General features: G+C 42.9%; 12 protein-coding genes. All 12 read left to right on the top strand.

Features of this window, described 5'->3' with window-relative positions; translation table 11 throughout:
- Positions 1 to 150: 150 nt before the first annotated feature.
- The 12 genes from rimP to QPK24_RS09190 all read left to right on the top strand — a co-directional run bounded on the left by rimP (position 151) and on the right by QPK24_RS09190 (position 12,248).
- A complete protein-coding gene (gene rimP, locus QPK24_RS09135; RefSeq protein WP_285748049.1) occupies positions 151 to 612 on the top strand; it encodes a ribosome maturation factor RimP in 462 nt (153 codons plus the stop codon).
- Between the two features lie 126 nt (positions 613 to 738).
- Complete coding sequence (gene nusA, locus QPK24_RS09140; RefSeq protein WP_285748051.1) at positions 739 to 1,836, top strand: transcription termination factor NusA; 1,098 nt, start codon at positions 739 to 741, stop codon at positions 1,834 to 1,836.
- Between the two features lie 25 nt (positions 1,837 to 1,861).
- Positions 1,862 to 2,170: an RNase P modulator RnpM gene (gene rnpM, locus QPK24_RS09145; RefSeq protein ID WP_285748053.1), complete on the top strand. Its 309-nt coding sequence runs from the start codon at positions 1,862 to 1,864 to the stop codon at positions 2,168 to 2,170.
- On the top strand, positions 2,163 to 2,486 hold the full coding sequence (locus QPK24_RS09150; protein WP_191798454.1) for a L7Ae/L30e/S12e/Gadd45 family ribosomal protein: 324 nt from the start codon (positions 2,163 to 2,165) through the stop codon (positions 2,484 to 2,486). Before rnpM ends, QPK24_RS09150 begins: the two co-directional genes overlap by 8 nt.
- Entirely contained in the window at positions 2,479 to 5,103 is a 2,625-nt protein-coding gene (infB, locus tag QPK24_RS09155; protein ID WP_285748058.1) for a translation initiation factor IF-2, read from the top strand. Before QPK24_RS09150 ends, infB begins: the two co-directional genes overlap by 8 nt.
- A 26-nt stretch (positions 5,104 to 5,129) precedes the next feature.
- Positions 5,130 to 5,483 (top strand): 30S ribosome-binding factor RbfA, encoded by a 354-nt coding sequence (gene rbfA, locus QPK24_RS09160; RefSeq protein WP_213532591.1) that lies wholly within the window; start codon positions 5,130 to 5,132, stop codon positions 5,481 to 5,483.
- Between the two features lie 20 nt (positions 5,484 to 5,503).
- A complete protein-coding gene (locus QPK24_RS09165) occupies positions 5,504 to 6,481 on the top strand; it encodes a DHH family phosphoesterase (protein ID WP_285748061.1) in 978 nt (325 codons plus the stop codon).
- Complete coding sequence (gene truB / locus QPK24_RS09170) at positions 6,478 to 7,401, top strand: tRNA pseudouridine(55) synthase TruB (RefSeq protein WP_285748063.1); 924 nt, start codon at positions 6,478 to 6,480, stop codon at positions 7,399 to 7,401. The genes QPK24_RS09165 and truB overlap by 4 nt, the downstream gene beginning before the upstream one ends.
- Before the next feature lie 59 nt (positions 7,402 to 7,460).
- The gene (locus QPK24_RS09175; RefSeq protein ID WP_285748065.1) at positions 7,461 to 8,402 is read left to right on the top strand and encodes a bifunctional riboflavin kinase/FAD synthetase; all 942 of its coding nucleotides are present in this window, start codon (positions 7,461 to 7,463) and stop codon (positions 8,400 to 8,402) included.
- 161 nt (positions 8,403 to 8,563) lie between these two features.
- A complete protein-coding gene (gene rpsO, locus QPK24_RS09180) occupies positions 8,564 to 8,833 on the top strand; it encodes a 30S ribosomal protein S15 (protein WP_213532595.1) in 270 nt (89 codons plus the stop codon).
- Between the two features lie 206 nt (positions 8,834 to 9,039).
- Positions 9,040 to 11,136, top strand: a complete 2,097-nt coding sequence (gene pnp, locus QPK24_RS09185) for a polyribonucleotide nucleotidyltransferase (protein ID WP_285748068.1) — start codon at positions 9,040 to 9,042, stop codon at positions 11,134 to 11,136.
- A 122-nt stretch (positions 11,137 to 11,258) separates the two neighbouring features.
- Positions 11,259 to 12,248: a polysaccharide deacetylase family protein gene (locus QPK24_RS09190; protein WP_285748070.1), complete on the top strand. Its 990-nt coding sequence runs from the start codon at positions 11,259 to 11,261 to the stop codon at positions 12,246 to 12,248.
- Position 12,249: the final 1 nt, after the last annotated feature.

Below are 12,249 nucleotides of genomic sequence, written 5' to 3' on the forward strand. Positions count from 1 at the left end.
TCACTAGTGACTGTCTATGTTATAATTTTAATGGTAATCATGTTGATAAAACCGTTGTTTAAAGAGTGGGGAAACCCACTCTTTACTCTTTGGTATATAGAAAATTCGCCGATTACCTTCGGCACTAACCTAATTTGGAGGTTATTGTATTTGAGCACAAAGATTAAAACTACCGTGGAAGAAATGATTAAGCCTTATCTGGAAGAGCATGCTTTTGAGCTCGTGGATGTAGAATACGTAAAGGAAGGCAGTAACTATTTCCTGCGTATTTACGTGGATAAAGAAGGTGGCATCGATTTGGATGATTGTGGACAGATCAGTGAATATGTAAGCACTGAGCTCGATAAGAATGATCCAATTCCTGACGCTTATTTTCTGGAAGTTTCATCTCCCGGTGCGGAACGCCCCCTGAAGAAATCTGCTGACGTCGTCAAAGCGGTAGGGAAAAACGTATATGTGACTACATATGAACCGATTGACGGACTGAAGGAATTTGAAGGTGAGTTGTTATCTTTTGAAAACGAAGAAATGGTAATCGCTTCTGGTAAAAAGAAGAAGCACACCGTTCCTTATTCAAAAGTGGCGAGTGCACGATTGGCTATTGTTTTATAGTGTTTAACTACACTCTATTATGAATTAAATTCATTCCGCGTGTAACGGCAAGGTTCTCTTCCTAAGTGAAGAGAATTTCGCCGTTTTACGCTATGGATGAGATGTTTGAAAGGGGGATTTACATTCATGAGTATGGATTTTATTGAAGCAATGAATGAATTAGAAAGAGATAAGGGGATCAGCAAGGACGTTTTGTTTGAAGCGATTGAAGCTGCTCTCATTTCAAGCTACAAACGCAATTTTAATGCTGCACAAAATGTTCGGGTTGATATGAACCGTAATTCCGGTGTTATAAGAGTATATGCCCGGAAAATGGTGGTGGAAGAGGTCCTCGATCCGCGAACTGAAATTTCTTTGACTGCTGCGCGTGAGATTAATCCGCATTTCCAGCTCGAAGATATTGCAGAGATTGAAGTAACGCCAAGAGACTTCGGTCGTATTGCTGCTCAAACAGCAAAACAAGTGGTTACCCAGCGCATTCGCGAAGCAGAACGCGGTCTCATATATAATGCGTTTGTAGACAAAGAAGAGGACATTGTAACTGGAGTGGTTCAACGTCAAGATCTTCGCAATATTTTTATCGACCTTGGCAAAGTGGAAGCTGTTCTGCCTCTTACAGAGCTGATGCCTAATGAAAAGTTTGTGCATGGCGAGCGTATTAAAGCGTATATCACGAAAGTAGAGAACACAACAAAGGGTCCTCAAATTATTCTTTCCCGTACGCATCCTGGGCTACTAAAACGCTTGTTTGAACTAGAAGTTCCCGAGATTTTCGATGGTGTGGTTGAAATTCGCTCGGTAGCTCGTGAAGCAGGCTTCCGTTCCAAAATTGCGGTGCATTCTCGTAATGAAGAAGTAGATCCTGTTGGTTCCTGTGTGGGTCCAAGAGGGGTACGCGTGCAGACCATTGTGGGTGAACTGCGCGGTGAGAAAATTGATATCGTGAAATATTCCGATGTTGTAGAGGAATACGTTGCCAATGCACTAAGTCCTTCCAAGGTACTCGAGGTACAGGTTTTTGAGAATGAAAAAATGGCTCGGGTTATCGTGCCTGACTATCAACTTTCTCTTGCGATCGGTATCAAAGGACAAAATGCGCGTCTTGCTGCGAAGCTGACAGGTTGGAAAATTGATATCAAGAGTGAAAGCCAGGCCGAACAGGAATACGGAAGAGAGAAAGATTCTTCTGAAGAAATGCATCAGGATTCCATCACCGTTGACTAACGGCGAATGATCGGGGGCCTACAAGATGAAACAACGTAAAGTACCGCTGCGAAAGTGTGTAGCGTGTCAGGAAATGATGCCAAAGAAACAGCTAATCCGGGTTGTAAGAACTCCCGAAGAAGAAGTGCTGATCGATTTGTCAGGTAAGAAATCGGGCCGTGGAGCTTATCTATGCGGCAAAGAAGCTTGTTTCCGGTTAGCTCAGAAGAACCGTTCCCTGGATCGAGCACTTAAAGCTCAAGTGGATTCTGGAATATATGAGCAACTAGCACAAGATTTTCTTCGTGCTGAGGATGAATTTCTAGAAGCGCAGAAAAGAGTGGACAATGAATAAGGCACTATCTTATATCGGGCTTGCAATGCGAGCAGGCAAGCTTGTTTCTGGTGATGAGATCGTACTCAAAGCCATTCGGTCATCTGAAGCGAAATTGGTTATCGTTGCGGGTAATGCTTCGGAAAATACACGTAAAAAATTTCGCGATAAGTGCAAATCGTACAACGTTCCTCTCGTGATTGGTTTTGATCGAGACTCCCTAGGCAGTGCCATGGGTAAACCTGAACGCATTGTGCTGGCGGTGACGGATCCCGGATTTGTAAGTATGATCTCGAAACAAGCCTTGACAATGTCGGAGGTGGAGTATATTGAGTAAACAGGAAAGCAAAGACAAACTGCGAGTTTATGAATATGCAAAATCAATCAACATGAGTAGCAAGGAAATCATTACCATTCTTAAAAAATTAGAAATTCCCGTGAATAATCATATGAGCGTAATGGAGAACGGATCTGTAGCAAAAGTGGAGCAATTTTTTAACAGCATAAAATCAGATGCTGCTTCCAAACGTGCACAGAATCCGGCTCAGGCGGTTTCAACTTCAGCGGTTAAAGATGATAAGCTTAATCGCTCGAACCCGTCTCTTCAAGGAGGTGCCAATTCGAATTTGAAGAACGAAATCAAAACAAATCAAGAGTCAGGCAATGTACAGAATGCTTCAAGTGACTCTCAACCAAAAAAACAACAGGAAAAGCAGGTAGGTATGAATAATAGACCAAATCAAAACACTAACAATGGAACACAAAGACAAGGCGGGCAAGATTCTCGCAGAACAAATGGCAGCGTAGGTCAATCAAGCAACGGACAAAGTAATCGTCCAAGCAGTGCAGGAAGCAATAGACCTGCTGGCCAAGGTAATAGCAGCAGACCAACTGGGCAAGGCAATAATACAAATAGACCTTCTGGTCAAAATAGACCGCAACAAGGCAGCACTACAGGTCGCCCAGCACAATCATCAGGCCAAGGCCGCACGAATAGTACTGGCGGTAACACGCAAGGTTCTAACAACAACCGCGGTGGAAACAGTAATCAAAACCGTGGCAACAGCAGTAACCGTCCAGGCGCTGGCCGCCGTTTTGAAGATGGTAACGGCAGAGGTAATTATCGTGGAAACAACCGCGGCGGTAAAAACAACCGTGGACGTAACCAAAACCAACCTCCTCGTGAGAAAATCGACAATACACCGAAGAAAATTATCGTTCGCGGTAATATGACGGTGGGTGACGCAGCAAAACTGCTTCACAAGGATGCTTCTGAAGTTATCAAGAAACTCATCTCCATGGGTGTTATGGCTACCATCAACCAGGAACTGGATCTCGATACAATCTTGCTTCTTGCAGGCGAGTTTGGTGTTGAGGTTGAAGTGAAGATTCCAGTAGAAGATGATCGTTTTGAGACAATGGAAGAAAATGATGATCCAGCAGATCTTCAAGCTCGTCCTCCCGTTGTAACCATTATGGGTCACGTTGACCATGGTAAAACGACCCTTCTTGATACCATTCGTTCTACTAGCGTGACAAGCGGTGAAGCTGGCGGTATTACGCAGCATATCGGTGCGTACCAAGTAGAGATCAATAACAAAAAAATCACATTCCTTGATACTCCAGGTCACGAAGCGTTTACAGCAATGCGTGCTCGTGGTGCGGAAGTAACGGATATGACGATTATTGTTGTTGCAGCTGATGATGGTGTTATGCCACAGACTGTTGAAGCAATTAACCATGCGAAAGCAGCGAACCTTCCAATTATCGTAGCAGTTAACAAAATCGATAAACCGGGCGTTGATCCGGATCGTGTAAAACAAGAACTTACGAACTATGAACTCGTTCCAGAAGAATGGGGCGGAGATACCATTTTCGTTAACGTTTCTGCGAAACAAAAAATGGGTATTGAAGAACTTCTTGAAATGATTTTGCTTGTAGCAGAAGTGAATGAATATAAAGCAAATCCTGTTAAACGTGCACGCGGTACAGTAATTGAAGCTGAACTTGATAAAGGCCGTGGACCTGTAATGCGTTTGCTTGTTCAAAATGGTACTTTGAAAGTCGGAGACGCTTTTGTTGCAGGTAACTGTTTCGGTCGTGTCCGTGCAATGGTTAATGACAAAGGCCGTAAGATTAAAGAAGCTGGTCCTTCTACTCCAGTTGAAATCACTGGTTTGCAAGAGGTGCCTCTTGCAGGCGATCCGTTCATGGTGTTTGAAGATGAGCGTAAAGCTCGTTCCATCGCAGACAAACGTGCGATAACACAACGTGAATCCGATCTTGGTACGCAAACAAGGGTTACCCTTGATGATCTGTTCCAGCATATTAAGGATGGCGAGATGAAAGCCCTGAACGTAATTATTAAAGGTGACGTTCAAGGTACCGTTGAGGCGCTTAAAGGCTCCCTCGCTAAGATTGAAGTAGAAGGCGTACGCGTGAAAATTATTCACAGCGGTGCAGGTGCGATTACTGAATCGGATATCATTCTCGCAGCAGCTTCTAATGCAATCGTCATTGGATTTAACGTTCGTCCTGAAGTTCAAGCGAAATCAACAGCAGAAGCTGAAAAAGTCGATGTTCGACTCTACAATGTTATTTACAACGTAATTGAAGAGATTGAACAAGCGATGAAAGGTATGCTTGATCCTGAATTTAAAGAGAAAGTTATTGGGCATGCTGAAATTAGAAATACATTCAAAATCAGCAAAGTGGGAACCATTGCAGGTTGTATGGTAACTTCTGGTAAGATTACTCGTGCATCACAAACTCGTATCATCCGTGATGGCATTGTTATCTTTGAAGGTAAACTTGATACCTTGAAACGCTTTAAGGACGAAGTGAAAGAAGTAGCTCAAGGTTATGAGTGCGGTATTACTATTGAGAACTTCAATGACATTAAAGAAGGCGACGTAATTGAAGCGTTCGTTATGGAAACGGTAGAACGTAAATAGCGTCCATTGCAAGAGAGGTGACATGAGTGGCTAAAATTAGAACTGGACGTGTAAGCGAACAGATAAAGAAAGAGATTAGCATACTGATCCAAACCGAACTTAAAGATCCAAGAATCGGTTTTGTTACAGTGACGGGTGTCGATCTGACTAACGATCTGTCCCAAGCTAAAATATACCTCAGTGTATTCGGAGACGATGAACAAAAAAATAATTCTTTGAAAGCTCTCGATAAAGCTAACGGCTTTTTGCGCAGCGAATTGGGAAAAAGAATTAAGCTTCGTCATGTGCCTGAATTAATATTTAAAATTGATGAATCCATTGAGTACGGTAGTCGTATTGAGAAATTACTTACGGAGATTGATACCAAGGATTCCAAATGAGATGAATAGAGGAGACGGCAATGCAGACCTATGAACAGGCGCTTCAACAAGGGAAGGAATTTCTTTTGGAGCATGATGACTTCCTGATCGTGTCGCATGTACAGCCGGACGGAGACGCAGTCAGCTCCACCGTAATGGTGGGCTGGCTTCTCTCATGTCTGGGGAAGAAATTCACGATGATTAATGAGGGACCCATTCCGCCAAGGATGCATTATATGTGGGGAACTTCACAAATTTTAAACGGAACTGTAACGGAACCGCCGAAAACATACGAACATGTTATCTGTGTAGACTGTGCCGATTACGAACGGGTCGGGCGTGTGAAACACTGGTTCGCGGAAGAAAAACAGATTCTGAACATAGATCATCATCCAACAAACAATGGATATGGCAAAGTGAATATCATCAAAGATGATGCGGCTGCTACGGCAGAAATTTTATATGATTTAATTGAAGTAATGGGCTTAACATGGGACAAAGATGTGGCTACAGCAGCTTATACGGGGATTCTTACCGATACCGGAGGGTTTCGTTATTCAAGCACCAGTCCTAAAATAATGGAAATGGCTTCTTCCCTGTTAAAACACGGAGTTAATGGTCCTGAATTAGCAGAAATTTTACTGGAGCAAATGACATTTCCGCAGCTGCAAGTGCTTACTAAAGCGCTGACTACTCTTCAATTAACGGAGGATAGAAAGATTGCTTGGGTCATAGTAACGCCTCAGGATATGGAAGACTGCGGTGCAGCAAATGATGATTTAGAAGGCATTGTCAACTACCCGCGTAATATTCAAGGGGTAGAAGTAGGTATCCTCTTCAAGGTCATCTCTGATGAAGTTATAAAAGCTAGCTTCCGATCTAACGGGAGAATCGATGTTGCGGCTCTTGCTAAAGATTTTGGAGGCGGCGGGCATACCCGCGCTGCCGGTGCTAGAGTGGAAGGTCCATGGATGGAAACAGTAAAACAAGTTGTAGAACGGGTGAAAAAAGAGTTATGAGTGGTTACGAAGGCGTACTTCCTGTACTGAAACCGGCAGGCTTTACCTCCCATGATGTAGTTGCTAAACTGAGAGGTATTCTGAAAATGAAAAGAATTGGGCACACAGGCACACTGGATCCCCAGGTTACAGGAGTCCTGCCTCTTTGCTTAGGAAAAGCTACAAGAGTTGTAGAGTACTTGCAAGAGCTTCCTAAAGAATATCATGCTACGCTTCGGCTTGGGATTGCGACAGATACGGAAGATATGACGGGTGAAGTAACAGCCCAAGTAGATGATGTTCAAGTGACGTATGAACAAGTAGAGGCAGCGCTGGGGCGGTTCAATGGGGTTATTTCACAGGTTCCTCCTATGTACTCCGCTGTGAAAGTTAACGGGAAAAGGCTTTATGAGATTGCCCGTGAAGGAAAAACAGTGGAACGCAAAAGCAGAGAAGTAACCATACATGAACTTGAACTTATACGTATGGAAGACGTAGACGGATTACCGGAAATTTCTTTTCGTGTACTGTGTTCCAAAGGGACTTATATTCGAACATTATGTGTAGACATTGGAGAGGCGCTAGGATATCCCTCTACCATGGTGAAACTTGAAAGAACGATGTCTGCTGGTATTCCGGCAGGGCGCTGTTTGACGATTGAAGAGATACAGCAGTGTGCTGAAAATGACACGTTGTCTAAATATCTAATCCCTACAGATCAATCGATTTGGCATTTCCCTTCCCATACGATTGAGTCGGAACAAGAGCGCTCTGTACTACAAGGTAAAAAAGTGTCCGCATCTTATGTCCAGCCTGCTTTGAAAGAGGAGGGATTGTTCCGACTTTACTCTAAGGAAGAACAATTTTTAGGGATTTATGAGTGGGATGCCGAATCAAATACAATTACCCCTAAAAAGGTTTTCTTACCGGAACCGAGTTGAAGTGTAATCAATAACAGATATGGCAACAGGATTATCATGGGAATTGCAGGTGAATTAGATTGAAAACAATAAATTTATCATTTCCTCTGACAGAAGAAGTGCGTAAAGAGATTGCCGTTCCCCAGGTACTTGCGATGGGGCAGTTTGATGGGCTGCACTTAGGACATGTAAGTGTAATTGAGTCCGCTGTAAGGTTATCCAAAGAACAGGGGATACAAGCTGCTGTCTTGACTTTTCATCCTCATCCAAAAGAAGTAATGCGTAAAGGTGACTATCAGGGTTATCTTACCCCGCTTCGTGATAAAGAAGAAATTCTTGAAAAAATGGGTGTAGATGTCCTATATGTTATCGAATTCAACGAGTCTTTTTCGAGTCTTCTGCCAGAACAGTTTGTAACTGAGTTTTTGATTCAATCCGAAGTAAAAGTAGCTGTGGTTGGTTTTGACTTTCGGTTTGGTCATAAAGGAGCTGGGGATGAACACAAACTTCGTGAACTCGGCATGCCTCATATGAACGTAGTGACCATTCCTCCGCTTATGCTGGATGGCAAGAAAGTGAGCAGTACTTCGATTCGTTCTGTCTTACATGAAGGAGATGTAAAGGAAGCTGAGCGTATGCTCGGCAGACGTTATTCTCTAAGAGGAACAGTGATTGACGGTGAAAAACGAGGACGCACGATTGGATTTCCTACAGCAAATGTAGAACCATCAGAAAGCTATGTTGTACCACGAAAAGGTGTATATGCCGTTTGGGTATTGCATGATAATCAGAAGTTTCCAGGTGTCATGAATATTGGCGTTAAACCTACTTTTCATAAAGATCGGATTAAACCTTCTTTTGAAGTGCATTTGCTCGATTACAGCGGGGATCTGTATGGACAGGAACTTACTGTGGAGTTGGTGGAGTTTCTGCGACCTGAACAGCGGTTTCCGTCCATCGACGAACTCATTGCTCAGATTCAGAGAGACTCAGAGACGGCGAAGCAAATTTTATCGAATTGATCTTAGCCTATTTAAATATTGAAGTTTAGATTTACATGGAATAGGCAAGTATGCTATACTAGGATACGTTGCTGGAAGGCAACCATAACCTTAGCTTTAGTTGAAGGCTCTCACCGGCCCCGACGAGGCTACAGGCGATTATAATGAAGGAGGTGAACAGGATGGCTTTGACTCAAGAACGTAAACAACAATTGATCGAAGAGCACAAAACTCATGAATCCGATACTGGATCTCCAGAGGTGCAAATTGCTATCCTTACGGAAAACATCAAGAGTTTGACGGATCACTTGCGTACTCACAAGAAAGATCACCATTCCCGTCGCGGGCTTTTGAAAATGGTAGGTCAACGTCGTAAGCTCTTGGCTTACTTGAAAAACAAAGATGTTAGACGTTATAGTGCTTTGATTGAGAAGCTTGGATTGCGCCGTTAATCTTCGTATATCCTAACAACGACAGCCTGGTTGTCCCTGTCTCTCTACTATAGAGGAACGGGTTCGCAGCCGGGTTGTTTTGTAGATTTAGGCTTCTTTTTTTTGTGGACTGGATTAGTCCTATCTAAAATTTTGCGAATATGTCAATACTAGGTCATACTAGTAAATAAAAAAACAATAAATGATGTAAAAGAAGGAGGGGTTTCATGGAACAACGTGTTGAGATGCAACTTGGCGGCAGAACACTGATTCTAGAAACAGGACGTCTTGCTAAACAGGCAAACGCTGCTGTAACTGTACGCTATGGAGATACCGTTATTTTATGTACCGTAACAGCGTCAACTGAACCTAAAGATTTGGACTTTTTCCCGCTTACGGTTAACTATGAGGAAAGACTATATGCAGTAGGTAAAATTCCAGGTGGATTCATTAAAAGAGAAGGTAGACCGAGCGAGAAAGCGATTCTTGCCAGCCGTCTGACAGATCGGCCCATCCGTCCTCTATTCCCGGAAGGTTTCCGTAATGATGTTCAGATTCAAAATATCGTAATGAGCGTTGATCAAGACTGCGAACCAGAAATCGCAGCAATGATCGGTACTTCTGCGGCACTAAGTATTTCAGATGTTCCATTTAATGGACCTATCGGCGGAGTAGCTGTTGGCCGTGTTAATGGTGAATTTGTAATTAACCCAGATGTTGCTGCTCAAGAAGCAAGTGATATCTACGTGGTGGTTGCAGGAACGAAAGATGCGATCATGATGGTAGAAGCAGAAGCAAATGAAGTACCAGAAGAAGTAATGCTCGAAGCGATTATGTTTGGTCATGAGGAGATTAAAAACATCGTTGCTGTAATCGAACAATTGGTACAAGTTGCTGGTAAAGAGAAAATGGCTGTCAAATTGCATGCAGTGAATGCGGACGTTAACGCTGAAGTTCGCGAGTATGCAGCAGCTCGTCTCGTTGAAGCAGTTCGTATTGAAGAAAAACATGCAAGACAAGATGCGATTGATGTAATTAACGATGAAACGGTTGCTTTCTTTGGTGATAAATACATAGAAACTCCTGAATTGTTAAAAGACGTGAAGGAAATCCTTCATGACATCGTTAAAGAAGAAGTTCGCAGACTGATCACGCATGATAAAGTGCGTCCAGATGGACGAGCATTGTCTGAAATTCGTCCGATCGATTGCGATACAAATCTCTTGCCGCGTACGCATGGATCTGGCTTGTTTACTCGTGGACAAACTCAGGCGCTCAGCGTATGTACATTAGGAGCACTAGGCGATGTTCAGATTCTAGATGGTATTGATCTGGAAGAAACCAAACGCTTCATGCACCATTATAACTTCCCGCCGTTTAGTGTCGGTGAAGCAAGACCGCTTCGTCCTCCAGGTCGTCGTGAAATTGGTCATGGTGCACTCGGTGAAAAAGCATTGTCTAAAGTAATTCCGTCTGAGACTGAATTCCCTTATACAATTCGTCTTGTATCTGAAGTTATTGAATCAAATGGTTCTACATCTCAGGCTAGTATCTGTGCTTCAACACTTGCTATGATGGATGCTGGGGTACCAATTAAAGCACCTGTAGCTGGTGTGGCAATGGGTCTGATTAAAGATGGAGATCATGTATCGATCCTGACTGATATTCAAGGTATGGAAGATCATCTTGGAGATATGGACTTTAAAGTAGCCGGTACTTCTGAAGGGGTTACCGCAATTCAAATGGATATTAAGATCGATGGTATTGATCGTAATATTCTATCTGAAGCTCTAAGCCAAGCAAAAGAAGGGCGTATGCACATTCTTGGTAAAATGATGGAAGCTATCCAAAAACCAAGAGAAACCTTATCTAAGTATGCACCTAAGATTCTTACCATGCACATTAACCCGGATAAGATCCGTGATGTTATTGGAGCAGGCGGTAAAATCATTAACAAGATTATTGAGGAAACGGGCGTTAAAATCGATATCGAACAAGATGGCCGTGTATTCATCTCTTCTGCTGATCAATCCATGAATGATAAAGCTCGCGAAATTATTGAAGGCATCGTTCGTGAAGTGGTTGTAGGTGAGATTTATGTAGGTAAAGTAAAACGTATTGAGAAGTTTGGCTGCTTTGTAGAAGTACTTCCTAACAAAGAAGGACTTGTGCATATCTCCCAGCTGTCTACAGAACGTGTAGCTAAAGTGGAAGACGTGGTCTCTATTGGAGATTCTATTACAGTAAAAGTAACAGAAATCGACCAACAAGGACGCATCAATCTTTCCCGCAAAGCAACTTTGACTGCAGAAACAAAAGCTTAAAAAAGCTTAATTTTCATATAGAACTTTCAAAAGAGACAGAAGTTTATTCTGGCTCTTTTTTTATACATATTCAGCCTCTTGTACACATAAGATGGGACAAACGTGACCGGGGGGCTGAAGCAGTGAAAACAAACTCGAAAAAGTGGGCTGCCGTGCTTGTTAGTGCGGCAGCCGTCGTTTTGATCGGACAAGTAACGGATGTAGCCAGTTTTATTACACATCAAAGAGTGGTTCATACCGAAGATGCTTTTGATATGTATGTGGATGCTGCACCAGAAGATGAACTGAAAAAGCAGATTACACTCAAAGCAGCAGAAATGAAAATAGAACCTATTGATGCGAAGCTAGATCGCGTCTGGAAAGCAATTCCCGGATACAATGGGTTAGAAGTAGATATAGAAGCAACGTATCAAAAAGCATTATCTTCTCCAAAGTCAGAGTCTATTTCTTATGTAATGAAAGAGATCGCGCCCAAAATCTCACTCGACGACATTGGCCCGCATCCGATATACCGAGGCAACCCGGAGAAAAAGATGGCCTCTTTTATGATCAATGTGGCTTGGGGCAATGAATATCTTACTCCTATGCTAGATACACTCGATAAATATAAAGTAAAGGCCACATTTTTCCTTGATGGCAGCTGGCTGAGTAAGAATAAAGAGCTTGCTCTAGAGATTAGAAAGCGCGGGCATGAACTGGAGAACCATGCGTATTCTCATCCTAATATGAGTAAGCTCAGCACAGAACGGGCCACTCTTGAGATTAGCAAGACAAAACAGCTGCTTAAAGAGTCACTTGGTGTAGATAATAAGTGGTTTGCTCCCCCTTCTGGTGACTTTGATCAGGAAACAGTGAATCTCGCTGCTGAGCAAGGTCTGAAGACGGTGCTATGGACGATTGATACGGTAGATTGGAAGAAACCTAGTTCTGAAAGCGTGGTTGCAAAGATCACTAAAGGCACCGAGGCAGGATCTCTTATTTTAATGCATCCAACGGCTGCTTCTGAAGGCGCTCTTGAAGGAATGATTCAAGGAATTACCCAAAAAGGAATCACACTTGGGACGGTAAGTGAGACGTTGTCATCCGCAAGACTTCAGACGAAAGTTGAGTAAG

It is taken from the genome of Paenibacillus polygoni (genome assembly GCF_030263935.1).
GTDB lineage: Bacteria > Bacillota > Bacilli > Paenibacillales > Paenibacillaceae > Paenibacillus > Paenibacillus polygoni.